19 protein-coding genes, 2 pseudogenes and 1 riboswitch are annotated in these 17,903 nt (G+C 39.9%); of the genes and pseudogenes, 11 read left to right on the top strand and 10 right to left on the bottom strand.

Annotated elements, in window-relative coordinates; all coding sequences use genetic code 11:
* Nucleotides 1-163 precede the first annotated feature (163 nt).
* From ACWPVF_RS02145 to ACWPVF_RS02110, 8 genes and pseudogenes are all read left to right on the top strand, one after another.
* On the top strand, nucleotides 164-973 hold the full coding sequence (locus tag ACWPVF_RS02145) for an amino acid ABC transporter substrate-binding protein (RefSeq protein WP_414307271.1): 810 nt from the start codon (nucleotides 164-166) through the stop codon (nucleotides 971-973).
* Nucleotides 974-1,095: 122 nt separating this feature from the next.
* Entirely contained in the window at nucleotides 1,096-1,290 is a 195-nt protein-coding gene (locus tag ACWPVF_RS02140; RefSeq protein ID WP_001082478.1) for a helix-turn-helix transcriptional regulator, read from the top strand.
* Between the two features lie 14 nt (nucleotides 1,291-1,304).
* Nucleotides 1,305-1,846, top strand: a pseudogene (locus tag ACWPVF_RS02135) (DUF3278 domain-containing protein).
* A gap of 10 nt (nucleotides 1,847-1,856) precedes the next feature.
* Nucleotides 1,857-2,099 (top strand): hypothetical protein, encoded by a 243-nt coding sequence (locus ACWPVF_RS02130; RefSeq protein ID WP_050141372.1) that lies wholly within the window; start codon nucleotides 1,857-1,859, stop codon nucleotides 2,097-2,099.
* Nucleotides 2,100-2,109: 10 nt separating this feature from the next.
* Complete coding sequence (locus ACWPVF_RS02125) at nucleotides 2,110-2,436, top strand: hypothetical protein (RefSeq protein WP_045614302.1); 327 nt, start codon at nucleotides 2,110-2,112, stop codon at nucleotides 2,434-2,436.
* 26 nt (nucleotides 2,437-2,462) lie between these two features.
* Nucleotides 2,463-3,005: a DUF3278 domain-containing protein gene (locus ACWPVF_RS02120; RefSeq protein WP_454384411.1), complete on the top strand. Its 543-nt coding sequence runs from the start codon at nucleotides 2,463-2,465 to the stop codon at nucleotides 3,003-3,005.
* Between the two features lie 10 nt (nucleotides 3,006-3,015).
* Nucleotides 3,016-3,357 (top strand): hypothetical protein, encoded by a 342-nt coding sequence (locus ACWPVF_RS02115; RefSeq protein WP_049508169.1) that lies wholly within the window; start codon nucleotides 3,016-3,018, stop codon nucleotides 3,355-3,357.
* Between the two features lie 12 nt (nucleotides 3,358-3,369).
* On the top strand, nucleotides 3,370-3,909 hold the full coding sequence (locus ACWPVF_RS02110; RefSeq protein WP_454384409.1) for a DUF3278 domain-containing protein: 540 nt from the start codon (nucleotides 3,370-3,372) through the stop codon (nucleotides 3,907-3,909).
* A 74-nt stretch (nucleotides 3,910-3,983) separates the two neighbouring features.
* Here ACWPVF_RS02110 and ACWPVF_RS02105 read toward each other — a convergent pair whose 3' ends face one another.
* From ACWPVF_RS02105 to zapA, 6 genes and pseudogenes are all read right to left on the bottom strand, one after another.
* Entirely contained in the window at nucleotides 3,984-4,880 is an 897-nt protein-coding gene (locus tag ACWPVF_RS02105; RefSeq protein ID WP_454384407.1) for a TDT family transporter, read from the bottom strand.
* 105 nt (nucleotides 4,881-4,985) lie between these two features.
* Nucleotides 4,986-5,114 (bottom strand): annotated as a pseudogene (locus ACWPVF_RS02100) (carboxymuconolactone decarboxylase family protein); the annotation flags it as partial.
* Between the two features lie 10 nt (nucleotides 5,115-5,124).
* Entirely contained in the window at nucleotides 5,125-6,450 is a 1,326-nt protein-coding gene (locus ACWPVF_RS02095) for an alanine/glycine:cation symporter family protein (RefSeq protein WP_454384405.1), read from the bottom strand.
* Between the two features lie 91 nt (nucleotides 6,451-6,541).
* A riboswitch (glycine riboswitch) is annotated at nucleotides 6,542-6,630 on the bottom strand.
* Nucleotides 6,631-6,777: 147 nt separating this feature from the next.
* Nucleotides 6,778-9,114: an endonuclease MutS2 gene (locus tag ACWPVF_RS02090; protein ID WP_454384403.1), complete on the bottom strand. Its 2,337-nt coding sequence runs from the start codon at nucleotides 9,112-9,114 to the stop codon at nucleotides 6,778-6,780.
* 108 nt (nucleotides 9,115-9,222) lie between these two features.
* On the bottom strand, nucleotides 9,223-9,771 hold the full coding sequence (locus ACWPVF_RS02085) for a CvpA family protein (protein WP_454384401.1): 549 nt from the start codon (nucleotides 9,769-9,771) through the stop codon (nucleotides 9,223-9,225).
* A complete protein-coding gene (zapA, locus tag ACWPVF_RS02080; protein WP_004252047.1) occupies nucleotides 9,768-10,070 on the bottom strand; it encodes a cell division protein ZapA in 303 nt (100 codons plus the stop codon). The genes ACWPVF_RS02085 and zapA overlap by 4 nt, the downstream gene beginning before the upstream one ends.
* An 86-nt stretch (nucleotides 10,071-10,156) precedes the next feature.
* Between zapA and rnhC the strand changes: the two genes are divergently transcribed.
* The 3 genes from rnhC to recD2 all read left to right on the top strand — a co-directional run bounded on the left by rnhC (nucleotide 10,157) and on the right by recD2 (nucleotide 14,111).
* Complete coding sequence (rnhC, locus tag ACWPVF_RS02075; protein ID WP_454384399.1) at nucleotides 10,157-11,038, top strand: ribonuclease HIII; 882 nt, start codon at nucleotides 10,157-10,159, stop codon at nucleotides 11,036-11,038.
* A gap of 3 nt (nucleotides 11,039-11,041) precedes the next feature.
* Entirely contained in the window at nucleotides 11,042-11,656 is a 615-nt protein-coding gene (gene lepB, locus ACWPVF_RS02070) for a signal peptidase I (RefSeq protein ID WP_045614329.1), read from the top strand.
* An 88-nt stretch (nucleotides 11,657-11,744) separates the two neighbouring features.
* Nucleotides 11,745-14,111 (top strand): SF1B family DNA helicase RecD2, encoded by a 2,367-nt coding sequence (recD2, locus tag ACWPVF_RS02065; RefSeq protein WP_454384397.1) that lies wholly within the window; start codon nucleotides 11,745-11,747, stop codon nucleotides 14,109-14,111.
* 45 nt (nucleotides 14,112-14,156) lie between these two features.
* Here recD2 and tig read toward each other — a convergent pair whose 3' ends face one another.
* From tig to liaF, 4 genes are all read right to left on the bottom strand, one after another.
* Nucleotides 14,157-15,440: a trigger factor gene (gene tig, locus ACWPVF_RS02060; protein WP_454384395.1), complete on the bottom strand. Its 1,284-nt coding sequence runs from the start codon at nucleotides 15,438-15,440 to the stop codon at nucleotides 14,157-14,159.
* Nucleotides 15,441-15,552: 112 nt separating this feature from the next.
* Entirely contained in the window at nucleotides 15,553-16,185 is a 633-nt protein-coding gene (locus ACWPVF_RS02055) for a response regulator (RefSeq protein WP_454384393.1), read from the bottom strand.
* Between the two features lie 18 nt (nucleotides 16,186-16,203).
* Nucleotides 16,204-17,193 carry a sensor histidine kinase gene (locus ACWPVF_RS02050; RefSeq protein ID WP_454384391.1) on the bottom strand — a complete coding sequence of 330 codons (990 nt, stop codon included), beginning with the start codon at nucleotides 17,191-17,193 and terminating at the stop codon, nucleotides 16,204-16,206.
* Entirely contained in the window at nucleotides 17,190-17,888 is a 699-nt protein-coding gene (gene liaF / locus ACWPVF_RS02045; protein ID WP_454384389.1) for a cell wall-active antibiotics response protein LiaF, read from the bottom strand. Before liaF ends, ACWPVF_RS02050 begins: the two co-directional genes overlap by 4 nt.
* Nucleotides 17,889-17,903 lie beyond the last annotated feature (15 nt).

Raw genomic sequence — 17,903 nt, 5'->3', positions numbered from 1 at the left:
AGAGTTTTTTCATTAGTGAAACAAATTATCTTTTTTCTTACTTGAGTTGTTTACTACAAAACTGGAAATTATAATATTTCTCTATCACTTCCATAAAAAATATATATTGGATATCTGACTGATTGTCTGGTAAGCTAGATACCATTAAGTAAAGGAGACTCTTATGAAAAAATTATTCTTATTATTAGCCATTAGTCCCTTGTTGGTTGCCTGTGGACAATCTAAACAAGAAAGTACTTCTACTTCCACTGCTAGTCCTACAACCATTGTCGTAGCAACTGCCGGGGACATCCCACCTTTTGATTTTGAAAAAGATGGAAACCTAACTGGATATGATGTTGAAGTTTTAAAAGCGGTCGATGAAAAACTGGACCAATACAAGATTGAATTTCAAAAAACAGCTTGGGAAAGTATATTCCCTGGAGTGGATGCTAGCCGTTACCAAGCTGCTGCCAACAACTTGAGCTATACCAAAGAGAGAGCAGATAAATACCTCTACTCACTACCTATCGCTAAAAATCCTTTAGTTCTTGTAAGCAGAAAAGACAAGGTTCTTACCTCTCTGCAAGATATCGCTGGTAAAACAACTCAGGATGATACAGGAACTTCTACTGCCAAAGTCGTTACAGACTGGAACCAAAGCCACTCCGACAATCCAGCAACCATCCAATACTCTGGTGAAGATGTCGCTAAACGTCTGACTGACCTTGCTAACGGTGAATTTGATTTCCTTATCTTTGATAAAATCTCTGTTCAAAAGATTATCCAAGACCGAGGTTTAGACTTGAACGTAGTCGACTTGGAAAGCAACGACAATCCAAACAACTACATTATCTTCTCAAGTGACCAAAAAGAATTTAAAGAACAGTTTGACAAGGTTCTTAAAGAACTCTACCAAGATGGAACCCTTGAAAAACTCAGCAAGACCTATCTCGGTGGTTCTTACCTACCAGATGCGTCAGAATTAAAATAAAAAGATTGGCTAGACCAATCTTTTTTTATTTTACAAAAATATGTCAAAAATAGTTGACATTTTATTTTTAAAAGAATATACTATAGTCAAATATATGTGACACAATCTTAAAAGGAGGAAGCATGAATCGTGTGAAAGAATTCCGCAAGGAACTGGGCATGTCCCAGCTTGAGCTCGCCAAGGATATCGGTGTCTCGAGACAAACCATTAACATGATTGAAAACGACAAGTATAATCCTACCCTGGAACTTTGTCTCAATCTCGCTCGAAGCCTCCAAACTGACCTCAACAGTCTCTTTTGGGAGGACGATTTTTAAAAAGGAGAAGAAAAATGAAAAAAGAAACCTTCACTGAAAAGCTCATCAAACGCACTTACGGTATTTCTGATCCACTGGACGAATACAAACGGCGCGAAGCTGACCGCCTCGGAAATAAAGTCTTTATGATTCTCTTTTATCTGATGATTTTCGGCAATCTTATTCCGCTTGTTCTGGCCTATCAATTTCCTCAACTAGTGGCTCTAGTCTATCCTCCTCTGATTTTAGTGATTGCCCTCATCGCTGCTGGCTATGTCACCTACCAAATGCAAAAAACAGGGATTACAACTATTGAACCAGATATGCTGACTGAGAAAGAAAGTAAGCAACTACACTATCCTGGTCTGAAAGCGGGGATAGTCTATGGATTAATGAGTTTTTTTCAACCCCTCTTCTCCTTATACTGCTAGGTGAGAGTCAGGACTATCTTCAGTCTCTTCTCGCTTTTAAAAATATTTTTTCAAGTATCCTCCAGTCTGTCTTCTTTGGAGTGGTCATACAGATTTTCATCTCCCGTCGCATTGCAAAAGCCAAGGAAGATCAGGATAATGATTAGGAGGAAACTCATGAAAAAAGAAAAGAAGCAGTTACGTTATCCTGGTCTGAAAGCAGGTTCGATTTATGGAACAGTGATATTTTTTATAATTCCACTCATTGATACCCTAACAAGTGAAAATCCAAATTTTATCAGTTCTCTTCTAAATACAAAACATATTTTTAAAACTATACTGGGAGCTTTCTTTTTCGGAGTGATGATACATATTGTCGACTCACTTCGTATTGCAAGAGCTAAAAAAGACCAGAATTAGGAGGTGCCCTATGAAATCACTAGTAACTTTACTTACCTATCATCTTTTGTTTGCTTCACTGCTCATCTTCATCATCGTTTCAGGGAACTTGCCAATCTACGATATAGTCCTCCTTCCAGTCTTTGTTCCAGCACTCAACAAAGGATTGACTTACCTAAAGATCGACTCTCAAAAAACGCGCATACTCAACTTAGCACTATTCTTTATGATTCTATCCTTACCACAACTGACGGTTATTTCAAACGATTGGAAATTTTATTTATTGCTAACTATCGCTATCCTTTCTTCTATTACTTATCTTTATTATCTCTATCAATTCGTAAAAGAAACAAAATAACATCGTTCATTTAGGAGAAATCACCCATGAAAAAAGAACCCCTCTATGAAAAACTAATCAAACGTATCTATGGCATTTCAGGGCCACTTGATGAACACAAACGACGTGAGGCTGACCACATTGGGAATAAAGTCTTTATGATTCTCTTTTACCTCATGACTTTAGGAAATCTCATTCCCTTTGTTCTTGCTTATAAATATCCCCAAATGGTCGCTTTCGGATATCCAATCATTATTTTTCTGGTTTCCTTGGTTTGTGCTTTTTATGTCACTACTCAAACTAAAAAAACTGGTATTGCTGCTATCGATCCTGATATGTTGAGCCAGAAGGAAAAGAAACAGTTACGTAATCCTGGACTTAAAGCTGGTCTGGTCTATGGAATAGCCATGTTCTTTGGGATGCCACTTCTCAATATCCTAATGGATGATAGCAAAAGCTATCTTACCGATCTCTTGAATACAAGAAGTATCTTGTCAACCATCGTTGCAGCCTTCTTTTTCGGATTAACAGTACATATTGTCATCACTCTTCGTATTCAAAAAGCAAGAGAAGATCAAGACAACGATTAGGAGGAAACTTATGAAATCACTACAAACTTTAATTCTCAGCCATATTTTGATCAGTATCTTTATGACAGTTTTCCTAGTTTATGGCCAAATTACACGTCCTTTTCTAATCATCTTCCTCTTAGCCCTCCCTGTCTTGAACAAAGGACAAAGATTTCAGAAAATCACATCAAAAAAAATACGCCTCTTAAACGCATCTCTCTGCTTTATCCTCGTATCTTTCCCACAACTGTTAACGAATTCTATGGATTGGAGATATCTACTATTTCTAACCATCTGTATCGTTTTTAGTCTAGTCTACTTCTATACTCTCTATCAACTCTTTAAAGAAGCTAATCAAAAACAAGGTTATTAAGAGGTCACTACCATGAAAAAAGAAGACTTAACCACTCGCTTAGTTCGAAATTTCTTTCATATCCAAGGACCCTTTGATGAATGCCGACAAGAGATTATCTACAAGGCTTGCGCCCGTTCCATGGTCCTAATCTTTTACTCTTCCTTCTTTCTCTTCCTGTTCTATATTCTGTTTGGACGCTTTATAGAAATTGTTCGATCGGTTATGCCCTACATCTATTTTGGACTCATTTGGTTCATGAGTATAAAAACTCAAAGAGCCGTCAAAGAGCTTCATCTTGAAAAGGATGATAAATCAGAAATCATCTACAAAACTTATAGCAAACACCAAGTAAAAGTTCGTAGTTGGTTGGTATTTATAAGTATTGAGATTGGCTTATTTACCCTGCTTCTCTTTCATAAACTCTTCGTTCAGCAGATACCCTTTTCAACATTCTTGGAAAAAATCATTCAAACAGAGATAATGATCCCCTTACTGATCTTTGGTCTTAGTATTGGAGCCATCTTTGGGACTATGACTTATTGTTTTTTATCCGAACATGAAGAACAGTAGGAGAAAGCTGAACTAATTGATTTACACGTTCAAGATAAAAGACCCCCTAGCACTTCTCAGTGCTAGGGGTTATTTTAGTTTCTTAAATATCTCACATATTCGACTAATACGTAGACAAGGATTGTTAAACAAATGATAGTTTCTAACCAAACGAGGAGGTTAAGAGCTTGAAACTCTAAGATACCCTGGGCCATTTTCAGTGAAGTTGCTGTGATAATGGTTGGGAAAGTTAGGGCTGAAAAGGCTGGTTGGAAGCCCTGTTTTAAAATTCTTGGCAAGCGACTAAGGACAAAGAAAAAGAAAGTCTGTGATGCAAGGACCATGACCAGCAAAATCCAGCTAGGAAGGTCTGGACCTCCTATCCGAACTAGTGCTGCTAAAAGGAGAGAAAATGGAGCACAATAGATCCCTTCTTGCCCTAGTAAAGCTAGTGGTAATGGATTTCTTTTCAAATCTTGATAAATGAGAGGATAAAGGATAAGGGTTAAGATAAAACCAAAAATCCAAGCTCCATAGGCAATCCCAATTATCCCCACTACTGGGTAAGTCAAGCTTGCTACTGCTATTCCTACATAAAGAACAGTCCAGGTCGGTGTAGCACTAGCCCTTGGTTTAGCCTGAACGTAATTGATAGTAAAGTAGATAATTAAACCGACATCCAGTAGAAAGGCAAACCACCAGAGAACTTGTGCAATAATACTCAAGCTCATAGGAAACACGAGCAACAAATAAGTCGATAAAATCATCCCTGCCATGGGAAAGGTCGCCATTCCTGACAAAACGGGTGCTTTCTTCAGTTCTTGCTTGCTTTTTTGCCAATCACTAAGGTGACTTACTAAAAAATAAAACCATAGAATCAAGCCTGATAAACTAAGTAAATGAGAAAGAAATGGGATGGTATCCAAGATGAGATTGCCTGCACCAGCTAAGCCCAATAAACAACCTGAAAAAGCTAAGGGAAGTTTTTTCATGTGAATCTCCAATAATAATGTTATTATTAGTATATCATAAAAACCATTAAAAAAGCATTCAAAAATGGAGCCTGAACCTGTCAGACTCCATTCTTTTTTTATAATTTAGGCATAGGGTTGCAACTCTGGATTAATTGGCGTATTAGCTAAGTTATTAGCATAGTTGCAGAGTGTCGCCAAACTGACACCAAGAACGACATCTAAGGCATTTTCTTGCGTGTAAGCAACTAAAAGAATTAAGGTTTTATGATCTAGCAAAATACTTCTTGGTCTCAGCGATAACGACTGGTGATAAGGCCAAGATAGCAATCAAGTTTGGTAGAGCCATGAGGGCATTGACGATATCCGCAATGACCCAGACCATATCCAACTCGATGAATCCTCCTAGTAAGACCATGGCAACAAAGACCACTCGATAAAGCCAGATAAAGCGAACACCAAATAGAAACTCAAAGCAACGCTCTCCATAATAATTCCAGCCCAAAATCGTTGTAAAGGCAAAAAGTACCAAGAAAATTGTTAAAAGAGCTGGACCAAAATATGAAAAGACTGTTGAGAAAGCGGACTGAGTAAGGGCAACCCCGTCTAAATTACCATTCCAAACCCCAGTCACCAAGATTGTCAAACCAGTCAGGGTACAGATAATCAAGGTATCAATAAAGGTTCCTGTCATGGAAATCAAACCTTGCTCCACCGGTTCATTGGTCTTAGCTGCCGCAGCCGCAATGGGAGCTGAACCCAATCCAGACTCGTTTGAGAAGACACCACGCGCCACACCATTTTGAATAGCCATCCGAACACTCGCTCCTGCAAATCCTCCCACTGCAGCTATGGGACTAAAAGCTGATGTGAGAACCAGTGAAAGTGTTGCCGGTACTTTATCGATATTAAAGAAAATGACTGTCAAGGTTCCCAAGATGTAGACAATAGCCATAAAGGGAACAACTGTAGTTGACACCTTAGAAATAGACTTAAGTCCACCAAAGACTGCAATCCCTACAAAAATAGATAAAACAAGTGCAGTAATTGTCGGATCAATACTAGCCGTATTTTGCACGGATTCTGTAATGGAATTCACCTGGGTAAAAGTACCAATCCCTAAAAGTGCAACTAGTACTCCAGCTACAGCAAAGAAGATTGCAAGAGGGCGCCATTTTTCGCCCATCCCTAGAAGAATATAATGCATCGGCCCTCCTGCTACCGCACCATGATTATCCTTGGTTCGATATTTGATAGCAAGTAGTCCTTCTGCATACTTAGTTGCCATTCCAAAGAAAGCAGCCACCCACATCCAAAAAAGAGCACCTGGTCCACCAACCTTGATAGCCGTTGCAACCCCGATAATATTTCCTGTACCAACAGTTGCTGCCAAAGCAGTACATAAGGCTGCAAAACTCGATACATCCCCATGTCCCTTATCCTTGGTAAAAATAAGTTGAAATGCCTTAGGGAGACGCAGGATCTGTAAGAGTCCTAAACGAAGAGTTAAGTAAATCCCTGTACCAACCAATAAGATCAAAAGGGGTGGTCCCCATACTAGAGCATCTAGCTCTTTTAGCAAACTTAACATACCATTCTCCTATCTATTCAACCCCAAAAGAAAGAGCACATGTTTACTAACATGTACTCTGGAATGCATCGATAAATGCCAAAAAGCGCTCTATCATTGCTCTGTCCTTTTACCTGAGAGTTTGAGCAGTTGCCTGCCTTGCCCCTTCGGTGCCTTTACGGTCTCTCCAGAGTTCCGTCCATTTACAGTCATGGAAGGTCAAAGGACTTTCCACTTCTATTAAACTTCATTCGGTGTCGTATTTAATTTTTACTTATTTTACAAGAAAAAACTGTCCTTGTCAATTGATTTCAGAAAATTTTATTATAATTTTCTGAAAATCATATTCTAACCTTTAAAGGTTACGATGGTTGCTCCACTTCCACCTGCATTTTGTGGTGCATAGCCAAAGCTCTTGACCTGCTTGTTTCTTTGGAGGTACTTGGTCACACCTTCACGAATAACTCCTGTACCGATACCATGGATGATATCCACTTGCGCCATATTGTTGAGCAGTGCTTGGTCGATAAAGGCATCCAAGGCTTCCATAGCTTCCTCGTAGCGTTTACCACGAAGATCTAGTCGAGCCTGTGGGCCTTTGCCTGCTGCACGTTTGACGACGTTGACTTGTTTTTTCTTGACTGGTGCTTCTTGCTGAGCTTGAACCAAGTCAAACTCTTTTTCCTCAAGTGTCATCTTAATCAAGCCAACCTGTGCTTCCCAACGTCCATCCTTGAGTTGATTGGTCAAGGTACCACGTTGACCATAGCTTAAAACGATAATATCATCTCCAACTTTTGGAGCTCGTTTTTTCTTGGCTTTTTGTAGGACCTTATTTTTAGAAAGGTCAACTTTTTCAGGAGCTAATTTTTTGAGCTTAGCCTTGGCTTCGATAATCTCATGTGGTTTTAGTTGAGATTTGCTATGAAGATTTTTTAGAATAACATCACTTTCTGCCAGAGCCAATTCAACAATCTCAGCAGCTTGCTCACGCGCCTTATTGAGTTCTGTTTCCTTCTCACGATTAAGCTCATTGTAAAGTTTTTTAAGTGCGCGATTCATCTTGAGGTTTTCTTGTTCAACTTGGCGGATATTTTCAAGACGTTTGTGGCTTTCAAGTGTCTGCTCTTCTAATTGCTCAATGATGCGATTGACATCATTGTCTTGGTCAATTTGCTTACTAGCGTCACCTACAATGACATCCGACAAGCCTAGACGTTTGGCAATCTCAAAGGCATTGCTTCGACCTGGTACGCCTTGCATAAAGCGATAGGTTGGGCGCAAGCTAGCTGTATCAAATTCCATACTGGCATTTTGAACATAGGTCGTTTCAATACCATAGGCTTTAAGTTCAGGATAGTGAGTGGTTGCCATGGTCTTGACCTGACGCAAGCGTAAATCTTCTAGGATTGACATGGCAAGAGCAGCCCCTTCTTGGGGATCCGTACCTGCTCCAAGCTCATCTAGTAGCAAGAGGGAGTTTTGGTTGACCTTACCAAGAATATCAACGATATTGGTCATGTGACTAGAGAAAGTTGAGAGGCTTTGCTCAATGGACTGTTCATCTCCGATATCTGCAAAAATTTCTTCAAAAATCCCTACACGACTGCCTTTATCAGCTAGGATAGGCAAACCAGACTGGGCCATGACTTGCGTCAATCCTAAGGTCTTGAGCATAATGGTCTTACCACCAGTATTAGGACCAGTGATGACGATAGCTGTCAAATCCTTCCCAAAGTGCACATCATTTGCGACAGCATTCTTAACCAAAGGATGGCGAACATGGAGGAGTTGGATTTCCTGTTCCTCAGAGACTTGAGGTACCACTGCTCCAGTTTCTTGGATAAAGCGTACCTTAGCGCGAATCAAATCCAAACGTCCAATAATCCAGGCATCATTGGCAATTTCAGCCGCATGCGGTCTTACTCGTTCAGAGAGTTCTTGGAGGATACGCATCATCTCATAGCGTTCATCTGCACGAAGACTAGCTATTTCCTCACTTAACTTAACTACTTCACGAGGTTCAATATAAACTGTGTTCCCACTGGCAGAAATATCGTGAACGACCCCAGCAATCTTATTCCGATAGGTATTTTTAACTGGAAGAACTTGGCGACCATTTCTACTAGCGACAATCCCTTCTGTCAACATCTGCGCCTTCTGCTTGAGAAGGTCTTGCAAGACATCACGAACCTGGCTCTCACTGTCATGGATTTTACGGCGGATTCGTGCTAGTTCTTCACTTGCAAAATTCTCAATAAATCCAGCCTCGTTGATGGCTTGGAGATTGCCCTGTAGATGTGGGAAATCATGAAATTTCTCAAACCAATTTGCTAAGTGATCCAAGCGTACATTTTCAAGATTGTCATAGAAGTTTTTCAATTCACGACTGGAAAATATAACACGTTTGAGAAGGAGAAATTCTTCAATATTAAGGTCAGCACCCATCTCCAAACGTTTGCAGGTCGCTGCAATATCTTTTGTCACCGAAATGCTGAAATGAGGATGTTCGACAAAAAGCTCCTGCATCTCCTTCATCTCTGCAAAAGCTTGTTTTATCTTGTCACCTTTATCCGTTGGAGTAAGTTCTTTTAACTGCTCTAGTCCCTGCTCCGTCAAAAGATGAGGCTCAAATAGAGCTTTGACCTTGTTAAATTCTAACGTTTCTAGTATTTTTGTATTCATCTTATTTCCTTAGTCAAAAGTTACGGCTTTTCTTGTTTTTAACTTTTTTTAATCAATCTCTTACTTTTGAAATTGTAAACAAAAGGCTAGGAATAGTTCCCGCCCTTTTTATCCGATTATTTTAGTAATCCAAAGCTGCTTAATCAAACTGGTTGTGAATGGAATGCTTTGGATGATATGTCTAGCTACAAAGCTATTTTCAAGTGAATTTTGAACAATTTGTAATGGAACAGTCGCGAGGATGGTTAGCATCATCTGAAGGACAAATAAGGTCACTCCGACAGATAGAACACCCGCACCGATACGGTAGTATTTTCCATCAAGTATATTAGTTGGCACTAGGTTTACAAAAAGACCAATAAAGCGACCGATGCAGTAAAAGGCTGTAAAGACCAAGAGGAAACCGATACCTGCATAAAAGACCTTATCCAATTGGAAAAGTTGATCGGATGGGAAAAAGAAGGTTCCCTGTCCTTCTTGAGGACTAGAATAAGGGATAAGTAAATTGAACTTCTGACCTAAAGATTGGTAAGACTTGCTTGCTAAATAAGCGGAAACAATCGTCGCTACAAGATAAAAAGCTTGTAATACGATTCCTCTGCGATAGCCAATATAAAAGCTCCAAGCAAGGATTATTAAGAGTAGGATGGAAATCATAGAGAGTCCTCAATCTTGCTCTGTTCTTGTTTAGCCGCAACTACTTTATAACGGAGCGATTCTAACTCTTGCTCCTTATCATCAAACTCAATCTCACGGCTAAGCTGAGTAGATAGGCAGTTAACTGCTAAGAGGATAGCTACTGTCTCATCATCAGCTCCAGGCATTTGTTCTTTGATTGCTTCATATTTTTCCGTCGCAACCTTGGCAATCTCCTCCATAAAAAGATTGTCATGTTCAGTTGTCAGCGTTAATGTTTTCTTCCCAAATGTAAACTTGAATCGATTTAAATTTGCCATAAAATTCACCTCACGATATTATACCAAATTTCACTAAGTTTGTCAGTTTTAACCAATTCTACTGCTTTTATGGTACAATAGAGACTATGGCAAGTATCACATTAATACCGAGTGAAAAAGAAATTCAAGCTTTTGTTCAAAAGCATCAACATGCACTCACTCCTAGTAAAAATTCCTATATTCGCTACTTTTTAAAACTTCCTCAAGCCAGTGTTTCCGTCTATACATCTGGGAAAGTCCTATTGCAAGGGGAAGCCGCTGAAAGCTTTGCTAGCTTTTTCGGTTATCAAGTAGCACAAGTAGTTAGCGGGCAGAATTTCCCCTTGATTGGAACAGATGAGGTTGGAAATGGTTCCTACTTCGGTGGTCTGGCTGTAGTGGCGTCATTTGTAACTCCTGATCAGCATGAATTTTTACGAAAACTCGGCGTTGGGGATTCCAAAACACTGACAGATCAAAAGATTCGTCAACTGGCTCCCATTTTGAAGGAAAAAATCCAACATCAGGCACTACTACTTTCTCCAAGTAAGTATAACGAAGTCATTGGTGAGCGCTACAATGCTGTTTCTGTCAAGGTAGCTCTTCATAATCAAGCAATTTTTCTCCTCCTTCAAAAGGGAGTTCAACCAGAAAAGATTGTTATTGATGCCTTTACGAGTGCTCAAAACTATGATAAGTACTTAAAAAACGAAGCAAATCATTTCTCAAATCCAGTTACACTTGAGGAAAAAGCTGAAAGTAAATACCTGGCTGTAGCTGTTAGCTCCATCATCGCGCGTGACCTCTTCCTAGAAAATCTTGAAAATCTAGGACGAGAACTTGGTTTTCAACTTCCAAGCGGGGCTGGAACGGATTCTGATAAGATAGCTAGCCAAGTCCTTCAAGCTTACGGTATGCAGGGACTCAACTTCTGCGCCAAACTACACTTTAAAAATACTGAAAAAGCAAAAAAAATGCTAGAAAGGTAAATTATGAAATACATTATAAATTTTTTAAAAGAATGGGGAGTTATCATTCTACTTATCGCACTAGTAGGGCTTAGTCGTCTCTTTCTCTGGAGTAATGTGCGTGTAGAAGGACACTCAATGGACCCTACTCTAGCTGATGGAGAAATCCTCTTTGTTGTCAAACACCTCCCTATCAATCGCTTCGATATCGTAGTTGCCCATGAGGATGATGGAAACAAGGATATCGTTAAGCGTGTTGTCGGTACACCAGGTGATACCGTACGTTTTGAAAACGACAAACTTTATATCAATGGTCAAGAAACTGATGAACCATATCTGGCAGAATACCTCAAAAGATTTAAAGAGGACAAACTCCAATCTACCTATACTGGAGATGGTTGGGATGGAAGAAAGGGAGAATACTTTAGAGCTTTAGCTCAGAAGGCCCAGGCCTTTACCCTAGATTCTAATTCCAATACAAGCTTTACCTACACTGTTCCAGAGGGAGAGTATCTCCTACTGGGTGATGACCGTCTAGTATCTAGTGATAGTCGACATGTTGGTACTTTTAAAGCAAAAGATATCATCGGGGAGGCTAAATTCCGTTTTTGGCCACTCAAACGTATCGGAACAGTCTAAAATACTAAGAGGCCGAGAATACTAATCTCAGCCTCTTCTCATTCTATTCTGAATGATATGGTTTTATTCATGATTGTAAAGGAATTATATGGAAGTCTATTTTACAGGTACAATTGAACGTATTATTTTTGAAAATGTCAGTAATTTTTATCGTATTCTCCTCTTAGATATCGAGGATACCGATGCTGAGGACTTTGATGATTTCGAAATCATTGTTACAGGGACCATGGCTGATGTCATCGAGGGAGAAGAATACACTTTTTGGGGGCAGATTGTCCAACACTCCAAATACGGAGAGCAGCTACAAATTACCCGTTATGAAAGAGCAAAACCGACTAGCAAGGGCTTAGTCAAGTATTTCTCCAGCAGTCATTTCAAAGGGATTGGGCTCAAAACTGCCCAAAAGATTGTGGAACTCTATGGGGAAAATACTATCGATGAAATCTTGGAACATCCTGAAAAACTTGAGACTATCTCAGGGCTGTCTTCTAAAAGTCGTGAGGCCTTTGTATCCACACTCCGTCTCAACTACGGGACTGAAATGGTCTTGGCCAAGCTTGCCAACTACGGTATTCCTAATAAATTAGCTATTCAAATTCAGGATACCTACAAAGAGGAAACTATCGATATCGTTGAAAATTATCCCTACCAGTTGGTAGAAGATATCAAGGGATTGGGTTTTACCATCGCTGACCAACTGGCGCAAGAATTGGGCATTGAAAGCCAGGCACCTGAACGTTTCCGAGCAGGACTCATTCATAGCCTTTTAAACGCTTGTATGGAAAGTGGGGATACTTATGTTGAAGATAGAGACTTATTAGAAAAGACTCTAAATCTACTGGAATCCTCACGTCCTGTAGAACTGGAACCAAGTCAACTTGCTCAAGAATTGTCCAATCTCATTGAAGAAGAAAAAGTTCAACAAGTTGACACCAAAATCTTTGACAACAGTCTCTTTTTCGCTGAGGAAGGGATTCACAATCACCTCATTCGTATCCTTGAAAAAGAAGAAACCGATAAACAAGAAACCGAAATCATCCAGGAGCAAATCGCAATTGTCGAGGAAGAATTAGGCATCCAATACGATGCCATTCAAAAACAGGCAATCTGTGATGCTATCCAAAACAAGGTCTTTATCCTGACTGGCGGACCTGGTACTGGGAAAACCACTGTTATCAATGGGATTATTGGTGTCTATGCTTTATTAGAAGGACTGGACCTTCGAAAGAAAAGTAATCTACCTATTCTCCTTGCTGCTCCAACTGGTCGTGCGGCTCGTCGCATGAATGAACTAACAGGCTTGCCGAGTGCAACCATTCACCGCCACTTGGGAATGACTGGAGATGATGACACTAGCCATTTGGAGGATTATCTAGATGCTGACTTTATCATCGTAGACGAGTTCTCTATGGTAGATACTTGGCTAGCCAATCAACTCTTCTCAAATATCTCCTCTACTAGTAAAATTCTCATCGTTGGAGATAGTGATCAGTTGCCATCGGTTAGCCCAGGTCAAGTTCTGGCTGATTTGCTCCAGATTCCAAGTATTCCGCAAACACGCTTGGAACGAATTTATCGTCAGAGCGAAGAATCAACCATCGTCACACTTGCGAGTCAGATTCGTCAGGGAATTTTACCTGCAGATTTCACTCAGAAAAAAGCAGACCGTTCCTACTTTGAAATCGCTAGTAACCAGATCCCAGCGACCATTGAAAAAATCCTAGACGCTGCTATCAGAAGTAGCATTCCTGCACGAGACATCCAAGTTCTAGCTCCTATGTATCGTGGAGCAGCAGGAATCGATGCCATCAATCAACTCATGCAAGAACTGCTCAATCCTCTTCAAAAGGGACAGATTAGTTTTGAAGCAAGTCAGTTTCAGTATCGTAGCGGAGATAAGGTCATTCATTTGGTTAACGATGCAGAAGTTAACGTTTTTAACGGAGACCTAGGCTACATCACAGACCTCATTCCTGGAAAATACACTGAATCAAAACAAGATGAAATGATGATTGATTTTGATGGGAACGAAGTCGTCTATCCACGCAACGAATGGTACAAGATTCGTCTTGCCTACGCCATGAGTATCCATAAATCTCAAGGAAGTGAATTCCCAGTTGTGTTTCTTCCCATCACCAGTGCTAGCAAGCGTATGCTGGAGCGTAACCTCATCTACACTGCTATTACTCGAGCTAAAAGCAAACTCATCCTACTCGGTGAACTTCAAGCCTTTGATTATGCGACTAAACATATCGGAACAGCTCGAAAAACCTATCTGATTGAACGTTTCAGCGACTTAACTGAAAGCTCTGAGGAAGTAAATGAGCCTATTAACGAACCCACAAATCAGATTAACCCTCATCAATCTTACAGACTGACTGAAGATAACTGGACTAGTATCCCAGCCATGATTGGGATTAGCCAAGATGACCTTGATGAGTTTTTCGGAAAATAAAGCACAAAAAAACCACCGAATCCGGTGGTTTTTTATCTTTTCAGATTATTTTACAGTTGCAGTGCTTGTGATCAATTCAACAGCTTTCTTGATTGTGATATCGTGTTTCAACATGTCTGCTGAAAGCAAGCTTTGTACTTGTGCAACTTCCATGTTGTAATCTGCAGCCAATTGCTCGATTTCTTTTTGGATTTCTTCTTCAGTAGCGTCAAATCCTTCAGCTTTCGCAACTGCTTCGATAACAAGGTTAGTCTTAGTGCGTGACTCAGCTTCTGCTTCGTATTGTTTGTGAAGGTCTTCTTGAGCAGTTCCAGTGATTTGGAAGTACATGTCAGGGTTGATACCTTGACGTTGCAAGTTTCCAAGGAATTCATTTACTGAACGGTGAACTTCCTCGTGAATCATTTCTTCTGGAAGGTCAACGATTTCAGCATTTTCTACAGCTTTATCGATTGCTGCACCTTCAACAGCATCAGTGTATGCTTCTTCTTTAGCAGCAGCTAATTCTTTGCGGTATTTTTCTTTCAATTCGTCAAGAGTTTCAACTTCTTCGTCGATATCTTTTGCAAGTTCATCGTCAAGAGCTGGAACTTCTTTAGCTTTAACTTCGTGGATAGTTGTTACGAATTTAGCTTCTTTACCTGCAAGGTCTTCTGCTTGGTAGTCTTCTGGGAATGTTACGATAACGTCAACAGTTTCACCAGCTGAATGTCCAACTAATTGGTCTTCGAAACCAGGGATGAATTGACCTGAACCAAGTCCAAGTGAGAAGTTTTCACCTTTTCCGCCGTCAAATTCAACACCGTCGATAGAACCAACAAAGTCGATAACAACAGTGTCGCCGTTTTCAGCAGCACCTTCTTTGATCACCAATTCAGCCAAGTTGTTGCGTTCACGTTCGATACGCTCTTCAACATCAGCGTCAGTTACTTCTTTATCTACATCAACTGATACTTCAAGGTTTTTGTATTCACCCAATTTTACTTCAGGTTTTGTAACAACTTCTGCAGTGATAACCCAGTCTTGACCTTTTTCCATAGAAGTTACGTCAATTTTTGGTTGAGCAACTACTTCAAGACCAGCTTCTTTAACAGCTGCTTCATAAGCGTCTGGTAAAAGAGCGTTCATTGCATCTTGGTAAAGTGCTTCTTCACCAAATTTTTGGTCGAAGATAGGACGTGGAAGGTGACCTTTACGGAAACCTGGAACGTTAAGAGTTTTCTTTACTGAGTTAAATACACGGTCCAATTCTGGTTTGATTTGGTCTTGAGAGATAGTGAAAGTCAAGACACCACGGTTTGTTTCTTTGTTTTCAAATGATACAGACATTCTGTCATTTCTCCTTAAAATTTTTAATACAGTCCATTATACCACATAGTAGCGAACTTTTTCAAGTAATGGATGTGCTTTTCGTCCATGCTTCAGTTACATCCTATGTCCCCTAAAATTCATCAGAACCCACCAGATGATGTTGAAAAGCATAAACTACTGCCTGGGTACGATCACTGACCTCAAGTTTGGCTAGGATATTGGAGACATGGGTCTTGACTGTCTTAAGGGAGATAAAGAGCTCATCTGCAATGCGCTGATTTTCATAGCCCTTGGCAATCAGTTGAAGGACATCGCGTTCTCGCGCAGTTAATTCTTCGTGAAGTTCCATATGATTGCGGTGGTATTCTACTTTCTTACTCACCTCTTGTTCGATCGCTAGCTCTCCAGCTGCCACCTTTTGAACAGCATGGAACAATTCATCGGCACTTGATGTCTTGAGCATATAACCCCTAGCTCCAGCATTTAAGACTGGCATGATTTTTTCATTGTCTAGATAAGAAGTCACAATCAAAATTTTAGCCTCCGGCCATTCTTTGAGAATAGCTAGAGTTGCATCAATTCCGTTGACTTCAGGCATAACAATATCCATTACGATCACATCGGGGCGAAGAGCCAAAGCCATGGAAATCCCTTCTGCGCCATTAGTTGCTTCTCCAACAACCTCTACATCATCTTGTAGTTCAAAATAACTTTTTAATCCAAGACGCACCATTTGGTGGTCATCTACTAATAATAATTTCATTTTATTTCCTTTTGTTAGTCAATCAAGCAAGGGGATCCGAATATCCACTGCCAACCCCTGCTTGGGTGCTGTTAATAGTTGTATGCTCCCTGCCATATCTTCCACTCGTTCTTTGATATTGCGTAGTCCATAGCTAAGTTCATCAACATCATCTAACTGAAAACCGCGACCGTTGTCTACTACCTTTAACTGCAAGCCTATTTCCGTTTGATAAAGATAAACATCTAGACAAGAAGCTTGGGCATGACGGAGAGTATTACTAATCAATTCTTGGACGATACGAAAGGCATGCTCCTCAATCTTTTTAGGCAATTCGTCTACCTGATATTTAAAACTGACTTTGAGTTCACTTTTTTCTTCCAATTCTTTGAGAAGCAACTGAATCCCCTCAACCAAACTCTTTTGTTCCAGTTCAATAGGACGCAAATGCAAGAGTAGAATACGCAAATCTCTTTGGGCTGTCTCCAAAATAGCAGTCACACTTTGGAGTTGTGTTTGCATCTTCTCTCTGTCTAATTTGGAAGCTTGATGACTAAGACCTGATAGTATCATATGGGCAGCAAAAATTTCTTGGCTGACCGTATCATGCAAGTCACGCGCGATTCTCTTACGCTCCTTTTCAACTATCACTTCTTCTTTGACCAAGGCTTGATTGTCTGCTTTTTGAATGGCTTCTGTCAACAAACCAAGCTTGCCTGATAAATTTCTAAAACTTGCGTCTAAATCAGCATCTCCAAGGCTTTTAATATCTTTACCAGCTAGTAGACGTTTAAGATTTGCTTGGATTCTTCTTCTTGAAATTTCGTCAACCATTGTCCAAAATAGGACTAATAAAAAAGCTAGGGCAAGGCTAAACATCAAAGCTAGAAAGAGGACTTTTTCTGTCTTTTCTAAATCTTGGAAGAGAGAAGTCCACTCCAAATCTAAGACCTTAAAAACGCTTCGAAATAGAAAAGCAACAAAGAGAAATGAGGTGAGTCCAATTAAAATATAGTGTTGCTTTTTCATCCTCGCACCACCTCAACATCTCCAACCATGGTTGTCAAAAGAATCTTAACACTCTTAGGACTCTTGAGATATTCTCTCGTTTCTTGATGGAATTGTTCATTGCGCAAAGCTCGCTTAGGCTGGTCAAAGAAGGTTAAATCTCCATACAAAGAATTGACACTGAGACTGACCTCCACATCCACTGGTACGATAATTCTAGTCGTACCGACCAGTTTTCTCAAGATGATGACATTATCATGATTGCTCAAAATCACACGTTCTAGATGAATGGTATCCTTCCCCATGAGACGAAAAAAATTGATATCATCAAAGCAACAAGTCTGGTAGCTTGAGAAGTGATGAAGGTTCCCAAACCAGCGATTTTTCTCTCTCTTCACCGTCACAACTTCTTCAAAAATCAGATTGGTATCTTCTCTTTCTTGGTTCATCATAGGATAAAGTAAGAACAGGCTGTAAATCAAGGCTACAAAGATGGCTAAAATGACAAAGGGATTGAGCATGATGATAAAGAAAAATAGGATGCTCACCGCCACTAAAATGAAGTTATTACCCTGTCTACCTGTATAGTATCGAATCAGCAGTAAAAACAAGAGCAATATTAGTAGAAAACGGGAAAAATGCTCTGATACCATCATAATCAGAGCTCCTGTTAATAAACAAGCTTCAATAAATAGAAAAATTTGGAATTTTCGCATGTATCCGTCCTCTTT

The organism is Streptococcus sp. Marseille-Q7087, from assembly GCF_965111935.1.
The sequence above is the reverse complement of the archived record's forward strand: the minus strand, read 5'-3'. Positions and strand labels throughout refer to the sequence as shown.